This window comes from Burkholderia sp. 3C (assembly GCF_054589155.1).
Map to the genome: position 1 here is coordinate 1 of NZ_BAAILN010000119.1, position 20,874 is coordinate 20,874.

Consider the following 20,874-nt stretch of genomic DNA (forward strand, 5'->3'; position numbering starts at 1 on the left):
AGGCAGTATCCCGACGCAGGCCTGGTTCCCGCCGACCCGCTCGAGGAAGCCCGTTGCCACGAACTGCTCAACTGGATCGCCGGCTGGGTGCACGGCATGGGCTGGACGGAACTGTGGCGTCCTCACCGTTTCATCGGCGATGCGTCGCAGTACGAAGCGGTGAAGGAGAACGGCCGGCGCATTATCGACGAATCGTCCGAGACGATCGAGGCGATGTTGTCCGCGACGAACGGCTATGGCACGGGCGACCGCTTCACGATCGCGGATCCGTATTTGCTGGCGGTCTACCGCTGGGTGGTCCGGATCGGCATCGACGGCCGGAACCTGTATCCGGCATGGCACGCGCACGCCGAGCGGCTCGGTCAGCGGCCGGCCGTGCAGCGCGCACTCGATCAGGAAGGGTTGACGCTGTTCGGCGTGAAGTCTTGAGTGTGACGCGTCGCTTTCATTATCAGCACGCTCGATGGTTTGATTTCGCCAAGCATCTATATCTGTTCTTCTAATTTTCTCTCTCTCCGTTCCGCTGCATCTTCAGCGGAACTCGCAATTTCGATTCCTGAACGAACGGCGTGATCCATGCCGCATCGTCGGTTCATGCGCGCTGCTTCGTAGTGTGTGCTGGCTATCGTCGTTCCAACATCGGGATGTAATTTTTCGGTGTTAATAGGGCGACGTTCCTGGCCGAGCCTCATTTGAGGAATGATTCTTCTTCGCCTGTAACCAACGAGTTGAACTCCACGAATAGATGGATAGCTGGTGCGGCTGGCGACCACCGTGTCGTCCGCGACCGCTTGTGAATCCGTCGCGAGCTCAACCGGCCAAGCAGGATGCGCTTCCTCAATGAACAGTCGTCGCACACAGGAGTTTTGAAAATGAATTTTTCGCAAGCTCTCGAATTGTTACAACGTACTCCACTGGAAGAGCTCGGTCGTTTGGCCTTCGAGGCGAAACGTTTGCGTCACGGAGACATTGTCACCTACACCGTAAATCGTCACATCAACCCGACTAATCTCTGTATACATGCGTGTAAATTTTGTGATTTTGCAGCGAAGCCGAAAGCGGCACATGCTTATTCGCTCGATGAAGCCGGAATATTGGATTCGGTTCAAAACCTGGAGTTGGACGAGGTGCATGTCGTGGGTGGTTTGTGGCCGACATGGGGGTTCGGAAGATCACTGAATCTTATTCGGAGCTTGCGTGCCGAAATGCCCGATGTATGGATCAAGGCATTCACTGCCGTCGAGGTGGCGTTTTTCGCAAAACTGGAACAAATGTCCATCGAGTCTGTCCTGGCGAGCCTGAAGGAAGCAGGAGTCAATGCTTTACCCGGCGGCGGCGCGGAAGTGCTGAGCGATCGAATCCACAAAATTCTTTATGCGGACAAGATTGGCCCTGATGAATATCTTCGAATACATCGAATCAGCCATTCACTCGGTTTGCCGACGAACAGCACGCTTCTTTTTGGCCATATAGAAACCGATGAAGAGATTATCCATCACCTCTTCAAGCTGAGAGACCTGCAGGCAGAGACGGCAGGATTCGATGCCATGATCCCGCTTGCCTACCAACCCGGCACGACACGCCTCGTGGACCGTGTCGCCTCGCCCGAACGTTGTCTTCGGATCATTGCCCTGTCGAGGCTGGTATTGGGCAACATTCCTCATATCAAGGCCTACTGGCCGACGTTGCAGTTGGAAACAGCATCCGCAGCGTTGACATTCGGTGCCGACGATATGGACGGCACACTCGGATTGGAGCGCATTATGCAGCTGGCCAGGACGGAAGCGCCAGCTCGAATGCAGGCTGCGAATATGGACACCCTGATCAAGGCAGCAGGGCAAATTCCACAGCGGCGAAGCGGCTCATTCGGCGTTTCGAGGTACGACCGCACATCGGAGGGAAACACTTCAATTCTCGACAGGACCTGAGGCCATGACTACAGTGATGTTGGTCAACAATCTCTCGGCCGAGCCTTATCGGTTGATCCCCCCGCAATTTGCGTCGGAAGTTCGAGAGTTGGCGCCATCTCGAACATGGCGAGCAGCGCAACAACGGCATGCCGATATCGTACTGATTTCACTGGCAAGGTGCGGCGATGTGGCGGATGTGATGGAGCCGCTGGGGAATTTCGGCATTGCTTGCACTGGTGCAGTCGGGAGCGTGCTCTGTGTATCGCGGCAACGCTTGGCCGAGGTGGCGCTTGCTCGGTATCCGGTTTTCTTGACGGCGGATTCGGAGACATCGGTACTTCTTTTCAAGTATTTGTGGGCTGAGGAATTTTCGGTTTCACCAACTATAACTGAGAATGAAAGCGAGGCATTGGCTAAAGTATATATCGGCAATGAGGCGCGAGAGTTCAAGGTGACGGACGAGTGGCCCTTTGTTGCGGATCTCGGTGCTTGGTGGTATCGCCAAACTGGCCTGCCATTTGTATTCGCAAGATGGATGGTTCGTCGTTCCATCGACAAGGAAATCAAAACGGCCGCGCTGGATTGGCTGGCTCAGTCAAATGTTTTCGCTCGCACCGATGCTGGTCGACAGCAGATGGCATGTCGAGCAGTACAACAACGGCTATTCTCTGATATCGGCACGGCCGGAAAATATTTCGATAAACTTGTCGGGAGTTTTTCTGATGCAGAGATTTTGGGAGAGGCTTTGTTTCTCAAATCAATCAAATCGGATGGTCAACCGTAGTATTTTAAGATAATTATCAAGAGCCTGAAGGGCAGCCACGGAAAAAGCCTGCAGCCGCGAGCTGCCCTCCAACATCAAGCTATTGCTTCATGAAGTCGAGAATATAAGCCGCGATTTGGTCATTTTGCTCATCGAGAGCGAAGTGTCCGGCATCGAGAAGATGGATCTCGGCGTCGGGCAAATCTGTCTTGAATGCGCTTCCGCCTGCCGCGATGAATGAAGGGTCATTCGCGCCCCAGACCACCAGCGTTGCGGGATGGTGTTTGCGAAGCCAATTTTGCCATTGCGGATATGAGGCTACGTTGTTCCGATAATCGTACAGAAGGTCACCTTGTATCTCTCGCTGACCGGGTTTGGATAGATGCGAAAACTCGTCAGTCCAGGTATCGGGATTGTAGCGTTCAGGATGGGAAGTGCCTGCGGTATGTCGTTGCTGTGCTGCGCCGAGTGAAATAAATGCGTCCAGTACTTCGGGATGATCGGAGCGATTTTCCCAGAATTTGGCGATGGCAGCCCATTTGGGCCCCAATCCGGCCGTGTATGCATTTGCGTTTTGGATAATCAAATTTTTCACTCGCTCGGGATGCGCGAGCATGATACGGAATCCAACCGGGCCACCATAATCATGCAGGTACAACGAGTAAGTTTCGAGGTGTAACTGCTCAAGCAGATGATCGGTGGTTTTTGCCAGGTTATCGAAAGTGTAGCGATATGTAGCCGGCGACGGGGCGTCGCTTTGCCCGAAACCAGGAAAATCTGGTGCGATGATGTGATATCGCGTCGCCAGGAGAGGAATAAGTGTGTCGAACTCTCTGGACGATGATGGAAATCCGTGCAGGAGAACGATGGTGGGTGCGTCGGCTGGGCCGGCCTCGCGATAGAATATTGAAATATTGTCTACCGTGGCTCGGTGATAAGTCGTGGTTGAAGCGACCGACGGAATCGGGGCAGCCGTAGAAACGTGGCTGACTGATATTAATGCCGCTGCCGCGAGCAACATGCGAATTATTTTCACAACATCTCCCTTGTTGAATCTGGATTGACTGAAAGGCGCGCTGCGCAGCACGTAAGCAGCAGCGCCTTGAGATGAACCCTGCTGCTGTAGTGCATGCGGATAGGTAGGCGGTCGAGTTCGTGCTGTCGGCAAGCGAGATGGTTGAGCGCTTCGTTTATCTACGATTGTGTGAAGATCATCCAGGACGCTTTAATCGATGACGTCTGACTGCCGTATCGGATGTTATTTTGTATTTCGCGCCCTGAAGCTCCAGGTGAAGAAGAATTCCGCCACCTGGTCGCCCTGCTGATCGACCCCGACGCTGCGCATCCGAAGTGTCCGTGCTTCGTTCGAATCGCCAGCCTGCTTCAGCACCGCATCGACTTGCTGGCCTTGGTCGCAACTGAACGTGATGATGCCGACTGCCTTCTTGGAAAAATTGGCTTCGAGCCCGACCAACAGCAACGAAATACGCTGATTGGATTGGCGGATCTTGGAAATGCACAAGGCGCCAGTCGAGAATTCAGCTGCCATTCCCTCTACGGCCCAAAACATGCTTTTGAATGGATTTCGATTGATCCATCCGTAGCGAACTTCCATTTGGCAGTGGTTGCTGTCGAGGTGGCGAAGCTTGACGCCGGAAATCCTGGCAATCGGCACCTTCGCGAGGATGAAGGCATTGAATAAGAATCGGTTCATATGGAGTAGGCGTATTGTGCGGTGCCGCGTGCGATGATACGACCGCTGCCCGCGGCGATCGCCGGGCCCGCGAGCTTCGAATATTCGACGAGCTGTTCCGGTTTGTCGACCTGTCGAATCGAATCGACCCAATACGCTTTCGGCATGCTGTTCTCCACACTGTCTCAATTGATGGGGCCGTCACGGCTCCACAGTCTCCGCAGGTATCATGCCGCGCGTTGCGCCGTCGTTGAATAGTCAGAAATCGAGGTGCGCCTCGTCAGAAAGTGGAGAGGTGAACCCGTCTTGAGAAATTGACTTCGGAATACGTGATCTTAATTTCTTGCGGCCTGGTTCTTGGTGCACAGGAAGACGATCAGGGCCAGGACTTCGATGCATGCCGCTGCCAGATTGATGCCGGCGACCGAGCCATGTTCCACGATTTGCGAGCCGATTGCACTACCCAGGGAGAAGCCCGCGTACATGACGGAGTAATTCAGTGAAAGTGAAATCGGCGCCTCTTCGACCCCGCCGACTTTGGCAAGACGTGCCATGAGCGCGGGGACCAGGCCCCATGCCGAAACACCCCAGCAAACCAGGCCAATGGCAACGGGAAAGACGGGATGGGCGGGTGAGACCAGTGCAACACTTGTGAGCAGGAGGAACGCAAGCGTTCCTGCGATCAATGAGCCGGTGATGACTTTCGTCGAGCCCAGACGATCGGTGAATCTGCCGCTGGTTAGCATGCCGACGGCCGCAGACACGCCCCATAGCGAGAGCAGCGCGGTGATCTTCCAACCGTCCACTTTCGCGACCTCATGCAGAAACGGCGCAATCATCGGGTAGGAGGTGTAGACCGCCGTTGCCCAAAGCAACGTGACGATCAAGGTGAGCCAGATGCCCGGCTTTGTCGCCGTGGTGATTCGTTCGCGGAATCCCGGCACGCGCAGGTTGTTGCCGGCGTTCGACGGGACACCGATTGCGATTCCGATCGTTGCGATCACCGCCATCACGCCAACCGCAAGGAACGTCGTGCGCCAGCCGAAAGCGTTGCCCACCAATGACCCTAGCGGCAGCCCCAGCGCGACCGCAATCGTGGTGCCGCTGTTGACGATGGCAAACGCTGTTGCACGGTGATTCGGTGCGACGGTCGCTCCGGCCAGTGCGCTCGCATTCGGCACATACAGGCCAGCGGAAATTGCAAGGATGATTCGGGCAACCAGGATGCCGGCGAAGCTGGTCGAGGCCCATGCAACGATATTGCCGGCGGCGAAAACACCCAGTGCCGCAAGGAGCAGCTTGCGTCGGTTGACGCGCGCCCCAAAGACGGTCAGGACAGGGGAACTGACCGCCAACGTGATCGTGAAGATCGTAATCAGCCAAGCGACCGACGAGATCGAGCGTCCGAAATCCACTGCCATTCGTGGCAGCAACGGCGCGATCATGTAGACCTCGGTGCCGATCGCGAAGGTGCCGAGCGCCATGCAGTACACCGGCATCAACCCGTTCTTCGACGCGTCTTGGCCGCTGTCGGCTGAAATATTCTGCTTGATACCTTGCATTGTTATTGGTTTTTTCCGATGAAAGTTGGCGCCGGCCAGCGGCTGCCGCGAGCTTCATGTCATTCCCAGGTGGAACGCATTGCGGCGTATTGAGTGAACGGCGTGCTAGTCGTCGGGTGACGCCACGGTGATATCCGATATGGGCTGTGCGCAGCAGGCCAGGAAATGCCCGTCTCGAACGGTGTATGTGGGGGCGATGGCATAACCCACGCCACCGCACACGAGTTTTTGCTCGCAACTGCCGCACACGCCCGAGCGGCACGAATTCATGATTTCCACGCCTGCCCGCTCCGCCAGATCGAGCACGCTGGTCGAATCGCTCGACCATACCGCGACGGTTTGCGTATCACGGAACGTGATCTTGGCCCCGTTCAGGCCGATGTTCTGGATGTGGGCCGGCAATGGCCCGCCGAACGATTCGAACATGATCTGCTCGGCCGGCATTCCCCATTCTTTCAGGCCATCGCGGATACTTGTCATGAACTCGTTCGGCCCGCACAGGTAGACATCGAAATCGGTCGTGATGTGCTGCGTGATCAGCTCGAGATCGATTCGGCCAAGGCTGTCGTAGTCGCGTCCATGGAATTCGCCGGGCCGGGGTTGGGTGAAGCGAACGTGCGAACTGGCGGTTTGCGATCGATCCGTCAGACGACGCACCTCCGATGCATAAGCGTGTTCGAGCGCGTGGCGTGTTCCATGTGCAAACCACACTGTTCTCGATGGGTTCTCGCGGGCCAGCGCCTTGAGCATGCAGAGCATTGGCGTGATGCCCACGCCGGCGCTGATCAGCGCAACCGGTCGGTCACCGGCAGTATCGAGCGTAAAGTCGCCGCGCGGGTCGCTTGCCAGAATGACGTTGCCAGGTCGAATGCTGTCATGGATGTAGCGCGATATCGAACCGGGGTAGTCCTCGCTGCTCCTCCTGATACCCAACCGATATTCGTTTCGCTCCGGGTTGTAGTCCGACAGGCTGTAGTGTCGGATCGACGCCTGTTTTGCTCCAGGCAAGGTGAAACGAAGCTTCAGGTGCTGACCCGGCTTGAACGCCGCCACTTTCCCGTCCAGGGGTTTCAGGTACAGCGACCGTATGTTTTCTCCTTCTTCAACCACGGCGGCCACCAGCATTTTGTGGAACCCGGCGACGTCGTCTTCGTGCCGCAAATCGTCGATCTCGGTTGCAGCGGTGTCGATTGCTTTGTAGCGACGCAGATCCGGAGCCGGCTGAATCGATGTCCAGGCCAGGTTGGCGGAGGCGGCTCCCCACACCATCTCTTCGATCGTGACGTCGACGATCCGCTGCGCGCCAGCAGTTTGGCTCGTTCTCTCGATACTCCAGTCGACTTCCGCCGTGCCGGTCAGATGAAGCGTTCTGCCGCTTTCGAAATCGATAAACAACATTCCGCAACGCGGGAAGCGCGCGAGGTTGCCGACGGAATTGAACATGTAGTTTCCCGGATAGTCGGGAAACGACAGCCGTTTGCCATCCTCACTGATTTGAACGAACCCCGGGTTGCCGCCACGATGGTTGACGTCGGCGCCGAGCTTGGGGTCGCCCGAGGCAGTTCCGCTTCCGTGCGTGGCAAGGAAGAACACATCGGATCGCGCGATGAGATCGATGGCATCGGGATCCAGCGAATGGCGGCGCGGCGCGGGTGGAGGGTTGTTTCGTGCACGGGTGTCGACCTTGTAGCTTGCCGCTCTGGCGTGCATGTATTGCGGGCAGTTGCGATAGCACTGGTTGACCTCGACCGAGAAATAACCATCCCGTGTCGCGACTTTGCCGTTCACGCGATAACGAATTCTCTCGGCCAGATTGACCGTCAGCATACCGACGTCGCCGCCTTGCGTGAGCGTGTGGTAAAGCGGGTCGCTTTCAGCGGGCACGGCGCGGACGTTCATCACACCAGCGTCGACCGAAGCGAATCCCGGTAAGCCACTGACGATCGATGCCCACGGCCGGCCTGTGTCATCGAGGGCGCCAAGCACCAGGTAAGGCATCGAGGTAAGAATGGCGATCGCGTCGGGAAGCAAGCTGTCGGAGATTCGCGTCGCCAGAGAGTCCGCAAACGACTTCCGTCCGCTGCGCTGTTGCGCAACGATTTCCGCATCGTGATACCGGGTCGTCTCCATGATTTACCTTGCGGACGTTCGTTTTTCCACTGCTCGGAGAGCGATCGGATTCGATTGCTCCCCAGTGTTCGGATCAGACTAGCCGACGCTGATCACTCTATGTCGCGTTTTCTCGATCCGGTATCGATAATTCCTCCAAGCTCATGAAAAGGCGGTATTTTTTCTGTATGGAGGTGGCGGACGACATGAGCTTGTCTCGTGGTTCATGGGGCGATATTTCGATTGGGGGCGGTATCTGGCTATCTCTTGAAGTGATATCCCTATCTGATCTTTTCATTGGATGCCAATCGCGATCGATGCGAATGTGATAACGGCGTCATACAGACGTCGTTCTCGGCTCCCGACGGATGTCGTTGCGTGCTCGAGGATGGATCGTGATAACGATAAGGAGGCAGCACGGCATGAGTGAACTCTCGACCGTCGAACGTATCGGCAGATTCGCCGTTACGGCGCATGCAGAGCATTTGTCTGTTGACGCCAGACGACTTTTCAAACGCAACATTCTTGACAGTCTTGGTTGTGCGATGGCGGCACTCCCAGGAAAGCCGTTTGTGGAACTGCGGGCGCAATTCGAGGAGTATCGCGGCGTCGGCGGGACGTGTTCCCTGATAGGTGGTGGCAGCACCTCGCCCGATCAGGCCGCGCTTTACAATTCGGCCCTCGTGCGATACGTCGACCTGCTGGACAGCTACATGTCGCCCGGAGGGCTATGCCATCCCAGCGATAATTTCGGCGCAATTCTCGCTGCCGCAGAGCACGCCAATGCGAACGGCGAGGATTTTCTGCTCGCGCTGGCGGTTGCTTATGAAATTCAGGCCCGGATTACGGCCATTGTTCCCGTAATGGGCAAGGGCTTTAACCATGCGATTCAACTGGCGATATCCGCTGCGGCGGGCGCCGGTAGATTGTTTGGCCTGACAGCTCAACAATCGGCCCACGCAGCAGCAATTGCCACGGTGGACAACGTCTCACTGACGTGTGTGCATTCCGAGCCGGTTTCGCAATGGAAAGGTTTTTCTCCCGGCATCACCGGGATGCGAGCAGTGTATGCCGCTTCGCTCGCAAAGCGGGGGTTCACCGGGCCGCTTCGCCTCTTCGAGGGGCCGAACGGGCTGGAGCGCATGTTTGCACAGCCGATCGATATCGACTGGGAAGATCCCGGTTTGGAAATCATTCACCAGACGGTGATGAAAAAATACTGTTCGTTGATCCACGGGCAACCGGTGTTGGAAGCAACGCTGGCGCTCAAGCGGGCAAACGGCATTCAGGCGGAAGACGTCGAGGCGGTGGTGTGCGACATTTTCCAAATGGGCTACGACATTGCGGGTGGAGGCGGTTTCGGTGCGAAGGATGAGCCGCAAACCAAGGAGCAGGCAGACTACAACCTCAAGTACCTGATCGCTGCGGCGCTGCTCGACGATGTGGTTGGGCCGGCGCAGCTCGAGCCCGAGCGAATTCGCGCCGACGATGCGCAGCGCCTGCTTGCACGTGTGACCGTGCGGCCCGACGAGGCCTTCAGCGCTCAGTACCCTCAGGCGCTCAATACTCGCGTGACGATCCGCTGTAAGGACGGCCGGGTCGTATCGAAGGAACACGTGGGATTCGAAGGCGGCCTGGACAATCCATTCACATGGGAACGTACCGTCGAGAAATTCCATTGGCTTGCCGAGCCTTATGTTTCCAGCAGCCTTCGTGACGAGATTATCGGTATGGTCCTCGACATTGAGCATTGCTCGATTCGCCAGCTGATGGCACTTCTGGTGCAGGCGAGTCCTACTCAACGATTCCCGGCAGTTCATCCAGGAATTCAATAACCACGATACGTCAGGAGAGAAACATGGCACTTATTTCATGCGACATGCGTTTTGGTCGAACCGATCAACAGAAGCGCGATCTTGCCGAGGGGCTGCTGCGGGTGGTCAGCGCCGCAACGGGAGAGACGCGCGATGACATTTTCCTGGTTTTTCGCGAAGGCCGAGGGATCAACTTTGTTGAGCATGGCCAGCATCTTCCTGAATATGTCGAAGGCGCCGCCAACGACAAGGAACTCATCGACCGGCTCAAATAATTGATAGGTAACGGAAAGGACGACGGCCATGCCATTTATCGAATGCCATATTAAACAAGGTCTCACGCTCGAACGCCGTGAGCAATTGATGCGTGACATCATTCAGGTGACGCACGACACCATCGGCTCGGACCCGAAAATCATCAACGTGATTATCCACGAGCATCCGGCCAGCAACATCAGTATTTCCAGTCGCATCAATGGTGAGGAATATCGGCGGGATGCTCCGTCGTCAAACGGATCGTAGTACCGGTGCGTGCACGGCTGTTCCGAGTCGGAGTGGTCGTGCGCGTGACCGCGCCGATCTGCGAATTCAGGCGATGGACGTGGTTGCAGAAGGGTGACGCGGCGGCTCGGCAGTTCTTCAAAGTGGTCCGCAGATGTTTCGCTTGCTTCGCCTCATCGGAAAGCGGAGAGGCGAAGCAGCATGGCGGGGCTTACTTCGATGTGCTCGATGAGCGCGCGTGCCGGTCGCCAAGCAGGTAATCGATCGAGATCTTGCCCGGCCCCCACGCGGCAACGCCGAGCGCCATGGCGGCCCAAGTCAGGTGGATCGGCCAGCCGTCCGGCACCGTCAGTTCGACCACGCAGGTCATCAGCAGCAGGCCGAGCCCGGCGAAGCGGGTGCCGAGACCGAGCACCAGCAGCACGGGAAACGCCACCTCACCGCATCCCGAGAGAAACGCGAACACGGCGGGTGCGGGGAACGGGTACGGGCCGCCCGGCAGGTGCAGCTTGAAGACATCCGTGAACAGGTCGATCGCCGTGTCGTTGAGTTGCAGGAACCCGCTCCATTTGAGGATGCCCGACTTCCAGAACGGCACCGCCAGCGCGATGCGCAATACGAGTTGTACGAGTGACGGCTGCGCGACGCGCTCGACCATCCGGCGAGCGCATCCGATGCCGCGGGCGAGCGTGGCGAGCGGCGTGCGCGGTTGGCTCCGTGAATCCGAGATCATGGTCAAGCTCCTGAGCGAATCGAGGTAAAGGCCGGCGGCAAACACGCTGGCAAGGTTGGCGGGCAGATGGAAGGCTGGTGCGTCCGTCCACGCCGAATGGGAACACGGCCGCAGGCCAATGAAGACTCGGCTTCCGCGGCGGCCGTACTGGAGTTCGGAAATCAGGAGCGGCGCTTGGCAGGCAAGATGGCGCACATCGAGCGGCCAGGGGCGGCTGATCATGATGCCGACGTCATGCACGGCCAACGGAGCGTGGCGGTGAATCGCACCGATCGTGCGGTGCGATGCGCCGCCTTCTGCTATATCACGACTTCATCGGCGTGAGCGAGCCGTGGCCACCGCCCGGCACTTGAATGCTGGCGCAGGTGCCGCCTTGCACGAACTTCCACGAGTTGCCCTGGAAATCGGTCGTCGACGTGCCTTGGCACGTCGTGCCGGGGCCGGCTGCGCAATCGTTCTGGCCTTTGAGTGCGACGCCGTAGCATTTTTCCTTGTGCGCGGCCACAGCTGCGCCGGCTTCGGCCTTGGTCAGCGGGGCGGCATGCGCAACGGAGGCGAGCAGGCTGGCGACGGCGCCGGCGAGCAGGGCGGACGTGATTTTGGTATTCGACGACATGAAGTTCTCCGGATTGAGTGGGCGCACCCACATTGGGTACGCTCATCAATTCGTTGCCTTTCTGCCGTCAGTTACAGCCAAGGCGAATTTTTTTCAGTGCAAATCGCGCCTCCTCATTTTTTGGAGAGGAGCTCTTCATTTTTTGCATATTCAATGCTCGGAATTGGACGAGCGGCGAGATGAGTCCATGGTTGCCGCCGGCCAAATTGATAAGCTCTTGGATGGTTGTGATTTCGGGCATACTGGTTTATTCGCGGATCCCCACCGCGCAGCAATAGAAGCAAAAAAAATAGCGTGAGACCAATATGAACATCGATTTTCATTATGGCGTGGTGTATGCCATGGCTCGGCTCGGTGGTTTGCCACCTGGCGACGCGACGACAGTCGCACACTCATGCCAGTACATCGACGATTCGACGACACCGAGCCTGCTTGAGTTCAAAGGCGGCGAGCTATTCGAGCGATTCGCCGCCGCGCACGCCATGGACGACTATCGCAACTTGGTCAATCGGGGGAATCGGCTCACATGGGTGCCGTTTCACTTCCTCCCGGCCGGCCAAGGCGACACCCTTGAAGAACGCGCGATTTGCCGTCCTAACAGCGAGGTAGCCAAGGAGCTCGTGCGTCGGACCTTGGAGCGTGATCGCGAAACGGACAACGTCCTTCACCGCCTTGGCACCACGCTGCACACCTACGTTGATACTTGGGCACATCAAGGTTTCTCGGGTATCGATTCCGACTACAACCGTGTCAGCCATCTCGAATCGCACGATTGCACGCACGAGAGTTGGCTGGAACAGCTCGGGCGCTTCACCGAGAAGTTGGAGGGTGCTTTGGAGACGGAGGTCATCTCGCGCGCGTTACCCCTTGGCCACGGTGCGGCGCTGCATTATCCGGATCAGCCGTGGGCGGTTTGGTCTTACACCAACGGGAAGGGTGAAGTTGTAGCGCGAAACAACCTTCCCGACTTTGTAGCGGCGGCCAACATGGCGTGTCGTATCGTGCAAGCGTTCGTAAGAGGCAGGCTCGATTTCGAAGCGGAACAGGGGCTTACGGTTGCACAGGAAAGCGCGCTAACCGACTTGTTCAAGACCAACACGAGCACCGATGTGGACGCGCGTCTTGCAGGCGTTGGCGCCGCGATTGCTGGTGGGCGGCTGCCAGGGCTCAAGGAGCCGCTCCCGACATACATCGCAAAGGGCGCGGGTTCATGGAAGCACCTTGCGACCGGAATCGAAACGGACGACGACGGTAAGCAGAAACCGATCTGGACGCCCGAATTCGAATCGAGCGATTATCGCAAGTTCCACGATGCGGTGAAGGAGCATCGTTTCATTGTCACGCAGCAGATTTTACCAAGAATCGGGCTGCGTCTCGCGTGATATTGCGCGACGGTGGTGCGTGTGCGAGTGCCTGGCTGAACAGATTCATTTGCGCAGAGCTCGGCCCGCACACGACGAAAACGTAGGACGACCGCGAGGCAATGCCAATGCTGTCGATACTGAGGAAGCCAGGGAAAAACTGATCCTTCACTGAATCAGTTTCTCCCCGGCTTTCTCGAATGCCTGTCAGGCGCAGTCCAGGCTAATACAATTTAGCGTCTGGCCTCGCCGACTGATGCCCGCGTCATTCTTCTAAAAACTGTATCAACTCCGCCGAGAATTTTTCCGGTTCTTCGATCCACGGCATGTGGCCACTTTCTTCGAACATAACCAGTCGGGCGTTGCCGATGCCCGCATGCAAGCGTTCCGAAACCGGCACGGGACAGATCCAGTCATGTCTCCCCACCATCACCAAGGTCGAAGCACGCACCTGATCGAGCAGGGCGGCTTGGTCGCTGCCGGCCGCTTTGTCTGCTGCGTTCTGCGCTTGGAATGCATAAAGCGAGATTTGCTCGACCAGTAATTGCTCTTGAGCCGACGCTAGATTTTTTTCCGGATTTCGAAGGTACAACGGCAGAATCTCTGCGACAAACGCTGATAGCTCCGCATCGCTCGTAAGCGGTTTGGCTTTGCCGGAAAACAGACCGATTGCTGCCTGAACCGCCGTCTTGTACTGGGGATCGTCAGATCTTGCTTCGAGGAATACCTGCGTGTCATGGCTCGCACTGAAGCCAAGCATCTGACTGTCGACAAGCACAAGCTTGTAGACGTGATTCGTGTACCTTTCGGCGTACGAGAGCGCGATGGCTCCGGAGTTCGAATGGCCTAGAATTTGAAGGGTGGAAAGCCCCAGATGCTCTCGTAACGCCTCAAGATCGTCCGCCATGTCGTTGCTGCTCATCTTCATGGGATCCGTCGGGCGACCCGACAAGCCACTTCCCCGAGTGTCAATGAAAATTAAACGAAATCTTTCCTGCAGGAATTGAAAGCCCCTTTGTAAATAACTGCTGCCAACTCCCCATCCAGGAGAAATTAAAAACAAGAGAGGTCCTTCGCCGCGCACGTGGTAGTGGAGATCAACACCATTCAGATGGACGGTGTGGTCGCCCGTACCTAATACATCTTTTAAATTTTCGGACCCTGTATGTTGCGTTACTGCGACCATGGTTCGCTGTTCCTTGGAGTTTCGATAGGGTGGTTGGCTCGGAATGTCTCGAGCCAACGATGGTTTGCTCTGACCATTCATCGATATTTCATTCGGTGATCGGTTTTGAGTAGACACTTGCGTTCGTTATTGAAGAAAAAATTCATATCGGTGGTGAACAGGCGAATTGGCCACTTTATTCCCTGCCCTGACTAATTTTGGTGTCTGCGCAGATTCAAGACGCGCGTAGCGCGCCTGTCTGTCCGTGGCGACGTCGAGCGAATACGGGTCCTTCCAGCCGAGCTGGTTCCGGTAGGTCACGTGAAACGCGAGCGGCAGCACATCAACTGGCGTATCGCTGAGCTCGGAGAGGAAGCGGTCGGCCGGCGGGCACGACGAGCAACCTTGCGACGTATACGGTTTGACGACAACAGGGCGCGGCGCGGCGGCGAACCCGTGGGGACTGGCGAGCACGACGGAACCGGTGCACAGGGCGAGAGGCAAACGGAGCAGCATGCCGAATTCCAGTGACGAACGTGATGGGTAGTTCGTCGTCTGGTGCCGGCGGGTTACAACCGCTTCGTCGAAGCGGACTTGAAAATATGTGGCTGCGCGAAGAGATCGTGACGCCGCTCGGGATGGCCAGCCGCAGGTTTCTCGCAGGCGTCGTGACCCACGGCAGAATTTGTGGCCACTCAAGCCGTGAGTTGGTTGTCGATTCCTAGTTGCCCCTAACGTGACGACCGTTCGCTTGAACTTGGTCCGCTCGCATTCTTAAAAAACCGTTGTCGAAATGCGACAATCTCAGGCCAGATTGGTGTCGCCGAGAAGGGAGGAATCGTCCGATCGGAGTTGACTTGGCAGTTCACTACAAGCAAAAAATCTGGGGGCAACATTGGGGGCAACTTTTCATCGTCTCCCCCAACGATCCTTATCGTGTAAAGGATCGGCCGGCGAATTCGATTGCCGCCGGGCCCACCATACCTTTCCCTTTTAGCTCAATCGGTTACATCGATCCGCTCTCCTTCTGGGGAGATTGGCGGGAAGATAGCGACGATTCGAGACGATCCATCTCGACGTCGTTCTGGCTTCCATCGATCCATTTCGAGTAGGTGGTCAGGACAGGCGGACCAAGCGTGCCCCACCTTGGTCTTGGTGCGGTCGAGCTGCTCGCCGCGGACGTAAGCCTTCGATATTTGCGCCACGCCGCGATCCGCCATGATTGGTTGGAGTCGCACTCATGGAGTCTCCAAAAAGAGAAAGGCCCGGCAGGCGAACCGGCGCCGAACCAGGCCGCGTCGCGACGATGGTCACCGCTGCGTGCGCGCCGGTGACGGTCCACAAACTCGATCACTGCATTTACCAAGCCCCAGGCGGTGTTCGATGCCGATACGAGATCGGAACCTTTGCCTCGGCCAGCGTACAACTGAGCGACGGCCTTGATCGCCCGCTCGTTCACGGCAAGTGCGTCGCGATCGACCACGTTGGTCGTGGGATAGGTGAGCATACGTCGCCTTTCGAGCTTGAAGCCGCCGATCTCGGTGAGGTCTCGATAAAACTCGAGGATCTCTCGGGGTTGCACGACCTGGTATCGCGCAGAGACAACCGACAGCGGCGCTTTGTTGTCGGAGCGGTAGAGCACCTTTTGATCAGGAAACGCGTGAATCGCTCCGATGCCGGCGGCACCCGTTACGAAGCGAACTTCGGATGATTCACTGGTCCAGTTCATGCCGGCGCTGTCGGCTCAGACTTCGATCGGTTGGTTGGGGGCGAGGCGATTGCCGAGGCCGTGCCAAGGTTCTTGGTCGGTGTAGGTCATGGTGTGAACGAGATGCATCTGTGCTGCTGATGGGAAATAGGCGAGGGCATACAGCCCGGCTATCGCCGGACGAAAATGATGGTCGGGGGAAAAGCGAAGGTGTGCGGCGTCTAGTTGGACGTGGCGCTGAAGGCGTGACGGCAGGCGAGGCAGAGGTGGTTGTCGAGCACGTTGTCGTCGATGGCGCCGCCCACTGCGGAACCCGCCGCACAGCCTGCTGCGTTGCCGACGAGTCCGGCAAGGACAGCCGCCGGCCAGGCCGCCGAATACGGTCCCGATGGGGCCTGCCACCGACCCGACGATCGCGCCGGTTTCGGCCCCTGCCAGGGCCGCTGCCATGCCGCCGGTTGCTCCTGCGACGCTGCCGATCGTGCTGCCTGCTTTGCGAGCTCGATTCCGCGTGTCGATACGCGATGACAAACAGCGTGGGCAGCGGAGCACCGACGTCGCAGGCGCGCGAGGTGCCACATTGGAAGCCGATGACTCTTGCGTTGCCGGTCCGAAGACCGGAGATCCGGTGGAGTCGAAGAGGCTGTCGCGAGTGCAATTGTCGGATCGAAACGACGGCGACATTGTCTTGTGCCGCTCGAAGTGGAAACTGACATCGTCAGCTTCGTCGAACTCGTCGTATGCCGTATCGAAAGCGTGCCGCGCATACGCAGCTTCTGCTGCTTGCTCGTTCACGTCGCCATGTTCATCAGAAGGGAATGATGCAGCTGAGGCCGATTGAGCAGGCCGGCGATTGTTTTTGGTTAACCAATAGAGGCCCTTACCTGCGCTGGAATTTTGTAACCACTACAGCCCGACACGCCTCCAGAGAGCGGCGGGCTACTCAATACTCGGGCGAGCGGTATGCCGTCGCGAGTATCTCGTTATTCGGAATTCGCGGGCAACATTTGCATGGCGGCTTTCTGCGCCGCCTCTACATGCCGACGTGCGGCCAGCTCGGCAGCCTCAGTATCGCGTTCCTTCAGTGCCTTATGCAATTTATCGAGCTCGCGCAGGCTAGCTGGAAGGCGCTCGATCCGCATCAGCGACGTTGCACGTAGCAGGGTGATACGCGAGTACAGGCTCAGCAACATCTCCTTGGCTAGTGCGTTGCCACAATGCTCTAGCAGCGTATCGTATAGATCCGTCTTGGCCTTCAGTATGGCGGAGGTGTCGTTGGCCTTCGCCGCGGCCTTCAAGACGCGCATGAGTTCGCTAAAGCGATTCAGCTGGTCGTCGCTGGCAAAACGGGCAAACCCTGCAGCGGCATGACCTTCCAGCAAAGCACGAATCGCATATATGTCGGCCGCCTCTTGTCTTGACATGACGGAGACGACTGGTCCTTTGTGCGGGAAGATCTTGATCAGTTTCTCGCCTTCGAGCTTGCGCAAAGCTTCGCGGATCGAGGTTCTGCTGACTCCGAGCAAATCACAGAGTTCTCTTTCGACCAGTCGCGCTCCTGGCGCAAACTGGCCGGACACGATCGCTTGGCGCAACGCATTTTCGACCTGCTGTCGCAATGTCTCTGGCCGCAGCAAGCCTACTTTGTCGGACATGTCGAATGTCTCCCTGTCTGACAATCAGATAAAGCGACATGATAAACCGCCATGCCCGACCATGTAAAAGCCCTACGTTCGCGACGTAATCACGTCGGGATTGACGAGATTGGTTGGTTGGCCTGCGGAAAACGCCAGCACATTGTCGAAAGCTCCACCGAAAAAAATCTCATAGGTGTCTTTCTCCACATATCCCAGATGAGGGCTGCAAATGGTGTTCGGCAGAGCGAACAATGGATCCGCGTAAGCAGGTTCGACCTCGTAGGCGTCGAGTGCCGCGAAGCCCGGATTGCCCCTGCGCAATTGGGCGAGCAACGCGCCCGGTTCAACCAGTTCCGCCCGGCTGCTGTTCACGAAAACAGATGAGGATTTCATCAGCGCGAGATCCTCTGCACGAATGCAGCCGCGGGTGTCCGCGGTCAGCCGCAGATGCACGCTCAACACATCGCTTTGGCTGAAGAACGCCTCGCGGCTCGCCGCCACTTCGAAGCCATCGCTTGTCGCGCGAGCGAGCGAGCCGTCGCGGCCCCATACGATCACGCGCATCCCGAACGCCGCGCCGTAACGCGCGACGATGGCGCCAATCGTGCCATAGCCGAGAATGCCGAGAACGCGACCGCGCAGCTGCGTGCCAAGTGAGCCCGCCTGCCATTTTCCGCGTTGCGCGTTCTCGACTTCGCACGGCAGTCGCCGCATGGAGGCGAGCACCAGCGCCCATGTCAATTCAGCCGGGGCATATGGATTGCCGCCGCTCGCCGCGACGGCGATACCCCGGCGCGTGCAGGCGACTGTATCGATATGCGAGACGCCTTTTCCCGTCTGGCTGATCAGGCGCAGCGAAGGCAGCGCACTCAGCAGGGCATCATTGATCACGGTTCGCTCCCGGATCGGAATCAGCACGTCGACATTGCCGATCTGAGCGGCCAGTGCAGCGGGGTCTCTCTCCGATCGGGTATGGATGCTTACGGTATGCCCCGCGAGTTTTCGGAAGGCATCGAGATGTCTGACCGCATCCTGCGTATCGTCGAGAATCGCGATTCGCAAAGCGGTGGGCGCCTGGTCTTGCATGTTCATATTGTTTCGGTTATCGATCCGGTTTGTATGGAAGCGCATTGAATGCCCCGGTTTCATTGCCCATCCACGGGATCGTGGCGGTACTGTCGAACCACGTCAGCGGCAACCTTGAATGCATCCAGCGCGGCCGGCACGCCGCAGTAAATGCATGCTTGCAGCAACACCTCCTGAATCTCTTCGACGGTAACGCCATTGTTCAATGCGCCGCGCACGTGCAGCGCGATTTCGTGTGGACGATTGAGTGCCGTGAGCATGGCGAGGTTGATCATGCTGCGTACCCGGCGCTCCAGCCCTTCGCGCGTCCAGATTTCGCCCCAGCACCACTCCGTGGCGATCTTCTGCATCGGCTTCATGAAGTCCTCGACTTGATTGACCGACCTGTCGACGTACGCGGCGCCCAGTACCTCACGGCGCACGGCAAGTCCCTTTGCAAACTGCGGAGTATCAAATTCAGAAGGCATTGGCATGTTGCGTTTTCCTCAACAACGAAATGAAGCGGTGCACCGGGTTTTGAGGCCGTATGCCTGCCGCCATGATGAAAGTGGTCTGCACGACCGCCGGTGCGCCTGACCGCCGCCGGAAATTTCGTCGCATAGCCTTGTCGAACGTGTTCTATTTCGATGAGGGCGCCGAAACGCCGAAGTGAACCTCGATGGCAGCCCGGTATTGCGGCACGGTGATGACCGAGTCTTCGGTATCGCCGGCGCCGCCGGCATGGGCCAGCCCGTGGCACCAAGACCGGCGAAGCCGATTGGCTGCTTCATTGATTTCTCCGGGGTCAGTCAGGAAACGGCAGATCGCGGGTTTCAGGCAGGAACCAGGGGGCTATCACACCAAGCAGGTAGATGCTGCCCATTGCCAACGCGGCATGAGGAATACCTCCGAGTCGGTGTACCAATGCACCGGCCGCGATCGGGAATACCCAGATGATCAACCGGGCGCCGTTGAAGATGAAGCTGATCGCACTCGCCCGTACCGAAGACACGAATAGCTCCGCGGGATAGATTGCCATCCACACATAAGCGCAACCCAGGGTGAAGAAGCCGTCGATCGGGGCGAGCCACATGAGCTGCAGCGCATTGCTCGCGATCCGATACGAGACGATCGTCATGATCAAGGAACCGGTGAACGTCAGACACACGAAGGCGCGACGGCCGATCCTGTCGATGATGAAGCCTGCGATCAGGTATGCAACGATCGCGCCGAGCGTAAATGCGAGCGAGACCTTGGTTCCCCACAAGGCAGGATCCTGAAGCCCCGCGGCTTTTGCCAATGCGGTGGTCTGTGCCGGCAACCAGGAAGACACGGCCCACAGCCCTGTGGACGTGACCATCGAGAGCAGCAGGGACAGCAGCATGCGGGAGCGCGTATCGCTGGATGCCAGCAACTGCCTGAGCGGGAACGGTCGCGACGTGGTTGTCGTGAGCGTGCCTGCGGGGCCTGTTTGCGACCATTGACGATTGCGTATCGCGACTGCCCATTTCTCGGACTCGTCGACGCCGCGTCGAAGGTAAAGAACGAACAGGGCTGGCAGCGCGCCGATCAGAAACATGATCCGCCAGTTGTCCTGGGAGGACGGGGCGTAACGCGATAGCGCATACCAGATCGCTGCGGCGAGCAGGGTGCCCCAACCGTAGCCGGATTGCAGGAAACTCAAGCCCTTTGCGCGTGCGTGGTCAGGCCAGCTTTCAGACACGAGCGCGATCCCCGTGCTCCATTCCCCGCCCATCGCGATCCCCGTCAGAAATCGCATCGCGCCGAGCATCTCGAAGCTGTGCGCGAACGCGGTGGCGCCGGAAAACAGGGCGTACAGCAAAACCGAGGCCAGCATGACGCGTTTCCTGCCGAAGTAGTCGGCGGCCACGCCGCCGATCAATCCGCCGACGCCCCAGCCAACCAGGGCAATTCCGAGGACACCGCCCGCATAGACGGCGGCGTTTCCCGCTTGACTCGGCGTCAGCACCGAGTGCAGCAACGGCGCCATCACCAGGATCGGCGCCATGGCCTCGTAGCCGTCGAAAATCCAGCCGAGGAAGCTGCCGAATAAGGTTCGCCAGTGCATCGCGGTGAGCCCGTCAGTCCATCGGAGCTTGCCGCTTGCGGCGGCCGAACTTCTGTCCATCTGCCTGTCCTCTCTGAAAAGATGAGATCCGGAACGCATGGCATGAGTTCGTTGCCACGTCTTCGTGTCGCGTACATTATCTGTTTGT

23 protein-coding genes and 1 pseudogene are annotated in these 20,874 nt (G+C 58.0%); 8 read left to right on the forward strand and 16 right to left on the reverse strand.

Annotated features, from left to right (window positions below; translation table 11 throughout):
* Positions 1–429: glutathione S-transferase C-terminal domain-containing protein (locus tag ACYP33_RS23190; protein WP_459624093.1), on the forward strand; the 429-nt coding region annotated here is incomplete at its 5' end.
* 56 nt (positions 430–485) lie between these two features.
* Here ACYP33_RS23190 and ACYP33_RS23195 read toward each other — a convergent pair.
* Positions 486–887, reverse strand: coding sequence for a hypothetical protein (locus tag ACYP33_RS23195; RefSeq protein ID WP_459624094.1), 402 nt, complete (start codon positions 885–887; stop codon positions 486–488).
* Here ACYP33_RS23195 and ACYP33_RS23200 point away from each other — a divergent pair.
* Together ACYP33_RS23200 and ACYP33_RS23205 are read left to right on the forward strand one after the other, a co-directional pair.
* Positions 873–1,928: a CofH family radical SAM protein gene (locus ACYP33_RS23200; protein ID WP_459624095.1), complete on the forward strand. Its 1,056-nt coding sequence runs from the start codon at positions 873–875 to the stop codon at positions 1,926–1,928. The two genes, ACYP33_RS23195 and ACYP33_RS23200, sit on opposite strands and share 15 nt — an antisense overlap.
* A 4-nt stretch (positions 1,929–1,932) precedes the next feature.
* Entirely contained in the window at positions 1,933–2,694 is a 762-nt protein-coding gene (locus ACYP33_RS23205) for an MqnA/MqnD/SBP family protein (RefSeq protein WP_459624096.1), read from the forward strand.
* 79 nt (positions 2,695–2,773) lie between these two features.
* On the opposite strand, the gene ACYP33_RS23210 is transcribed toward ACYP33_RS23205, so the two are convergent.
* The 5 genes from ACYP33_RS23210 to ACYP33_RS23230 all read right to left on the reverse strand — a co-directional run bounded on the left by ACYP33_RS23210 (position 2,774) and on the right by ACYP33_RS23230 (position 8,058).
* Positions 2,774–3,709 (reverse strand): alpha/beta fold hydrolase, encoded by a 936-nt coding sequence (locus tag ACYP33_RS23210; RefSeq protein ID WP_459624097.1) that lies wholly within the window; start codon positions 3,707–3,709, stop codon positions 2,774–2,776.
* 222 nt (positions 3,710–3,931) lie between these two features.
* On the reverse strand, positions 3,932–4,387 hold the full coding sequence (locus ACYP33_RS23215) for a DUF4442 domain-containing protein (protein ID WP_459624098.1): 456 nt from the start codon (positions 4,385–4,387) through the stop codon (positions 3,932–3,934).
* Positions 4,384–4,533, reverse strand: coding sequence for a DUF1330 domain-containing protein (locus ACYP33_RS23220; RefSeq protein ID WP_459624099.1), 150 nt, complete (start codon positions 4,531–4,533; stop codon positions 4,384–4,386). The genes ACYP33_RS23215 and ACYP33_RS23220 overlap by 4 nt, the downstream gene beginning before the upstream one ends.
* A 168-nt stretch (positions 4,534–4,701) precedes the next feature.
* The gene (locus ACYP33_RS23225; protein ID WP_459624100.1) at positions 4,702–5,928 is read right to left on the reverse strand and encodes an MFS transporter; all 1,227 of its coding nucleotides are present in this window, start codon (positions 5,926–5,928) and stop codon (positions 4,702–4,704) included.
* 105 nt (positions 5,929–6,033) lie between these two features.
* On the reverse strand, positions 6,034–8,058 hold the full coding sequence (locus ACYP33_RS23230; RefSeq protein ID WP_459624101.1) for a 2Fe-2S iron-sulfur cluster-binding protein: 2,025 nt from the start codon (positions 8,056–8,058) through the stop codon (positions 6,034–6,036).
* A 401-nt stretch (positions 8,059–8,459) separates the two neighbouring features.
* Here ACYP33_RS23230 and ACYP33_RS23235 point away from each other — a divergent pair, with 401 nt between their 5' ends.
* Genes ACYP33_RS23235 through ACYP33_RS23245 form a run of 3 tightly spaced genes read left to right on the forward strand, consistent with a single transcriptional unit; the run spans position 8,460 to position 10,373 of the window.
* Positions 8,460–9,872 carry an MmgE/PrpD family protein gene (locus ACYP33_RS23235; protein WP_459624102.1) on the forward strand — a complete coding sequence of 471 codons (1,413 nt, stop codon included), beginning with the start codon at positions 8,460–8,462 and terminating at the stop codon, positions 9,870–9,872.
* A gap of 23 nt (positions 9,873–9,895) precedes the next feature.
* Positions 9,896–10,126: a tautomerase family protein gene (locus tag ACYP33_RS23240; RefSeq protein WP_459624103.1), complete on the forward strand. Its 231-nt coding sequence runs from the start codon at positions 9,896–9,898 to the stop codon at positions 10,124–10,126.
* A gap of 28 nt (positions 10,127–10,154) precedes the next feature.
* Complete coding sequence (locus tag ACYP33_RS23245) at positions 10,155–10,373, forward strand: tautomerase family protein (protein WP_459624104.1); 219 nt, start codon at positions 10,155–10,157, stop codon at positions 10,371–10,373.
* 190 nt (positions 10,374–10,563) lie between these two features.
* On the opposite strand, the gene ACYP33_RS23250 is transcribed toward ACYP33_RS23245, so the two are convergent.
* Together ACYP33_RS23250 and ACYP33_RS23255 are read right to left on the reverse strand one after the other, a co-directional pair.
* Positions 10,564–11,085 carry a DoxX family protein gene (locus tag ACYP33_RS23250; protein ID WP_459624214.1) on the reverse strand — a complete coding sequence of 174 codons (522 nt, stop codon included), beginning with the start codon at positions 11,083–11,085 and terminating at the stop codon, positions 10,564–10,566.
* 304 nt (positions 11,086–11,389) lie between these two features.
* A complete protein-coding gene (locus tag ACYP33_RS23255) occupies positions 11,390–11,701 on the reverse strand; it encodes a BufA1 family periplasmic bufferin-type metallophore (protein ID WP_459624105.1) in 312 nt (103 codons plus the stop codon).
* Here ACYP33_RS23255 and ACYP33_RS23260 point away from each other — a divergent pair.
* Together ACYP33_RS23260 and ACYP33_RS23265 are read left to right on the forward strand one after the other, a co-directional pair.
* A complete protein-coding gene (locus ACYP33_RS23260; protein WP_459624106.1) occupies positions 11,700–11,999 on the forward strand; it encodes a hypothetical protein in 300 nt (99 codons plus the stop codon). The genes ACYP33_RS23255 and ACYP33_RS23260 overlap by 2 nt on opposite strands.
* 7 nt (positions 12,000–12,006) lie before the next feature.
* On the forward strand, positions 12,007–13,083 hold the full coding sequence (locus tag ACYP33_RS23265) for a DUF6765 family protein (RefSeq protein WP_459624107.1): 1,077 nt from the start codon (positions 12,007–12,009) through the stop codon (positions 13,081–13,083).
* Positions 13,084–13,327: 244 nt separating this feature from the next.
* Here ACYP33_RS23265 and ACYP33_RS23270 read toward each other — a convergent pair whose 3' ends face one another.
* The 8 genes and pseudogenes from ACYP33_RS23270 to ACYP33_RS23305 form a co-directional block, all read right to left on the reverse strand.
* Complete coding sequence (locus tag ACYP33_RS23270; protein ID WP_459624108.1) at positions 13,328–14,248, reverse strand: alpha/beta fold hydrolase; 921 nt, start codon at positions 14,246–14,248, stop codon at positions 13,328–13,330.
* 126 nt (positions 14,249–14,374) lie between these two features.
* Positions 14,375–14,743, reverse strand: coding sequence for a DUF1223 domain-containing protein (locus ACYP33_RS23275; RefSeq protein ID WP_459624109.1), 369 nt, complete (start codon positions 14,741–14,743; stop codon positions 14,375–14,377).
* A gap of 757 nt (positions 14,744–15,500) precedes the next feature.
* A pseudogene (locus tag ACYP33_RS23280) lies at positions 15,501–15,956 on the reverse strand (DUF932 domain-containing protein); the annotation flags it as partial.
* 15 nt (positions 15,957–15,971) lie between these two features.
* Positions 15,972–16,730 (reverse strand): hypothetical protein, encoded by a 759-nt coding sequence (locus ACYP33_RS23285; protein WP_459624110.1) that lies wholly within the window; start codon positions 16,728–16,730, stop codon positions 15,972–15,974.
* 188 nt (positions 16,731–16,918) lie between these two features.
* Positions 16,919–17,590 carry a GntR family transcriptional regulator gene (locus ACYP33_RS23290; RefSeq protein WP_414447039.1) on the reverse strand — a complete coding sequence of 224 codons (672 nt, stop codon included), beginning with the start codon at positions 17,588–17,590 and terminating at the stop codon, positions 16,919–16,921.
* A gap of 72 nt (positions 17,591–17,662) precedes the next feature.
* Positions 17,663–18,634, reverse strand: coding sequence for a D-2-hydroxyacid dehydrogenase family protein (locus ACYP33_RS23295; RefSeq protein WP_459624215.1), 972 nt, complete (start codon positions 18,632–18,634; stop codon positions 17,663–17,665).
* An 83-nt stretch (positions 18,635–18,717) separates the two neighbouring features.
* Positions 18,718–19,131, reverse strand: a complete 414-nt coding sequence (locus ACYP33_RS23300; RefSeq protein ID WP_414447040.1) for a carboxymuconolactone decarboxylase family protein — start codon at positions 19,129–19,131, stop codon at positions 18,718–18,720.
* A gap of 311 nt (positions 19,132–19,442) precedes the next feature.
* On the reverse strand, positions 19,443–20,786 hold the full coding sequence (locus tag ACYP33_RS23305; protein WP_414439825.1) for an MFS transporter: 1,344 nt from the start codon (positions 20,784–20,786) through the stop codon (positions 19,443–19,445).
* Positions 20,787–20,874: the final 88 nt, after the last annotated feature.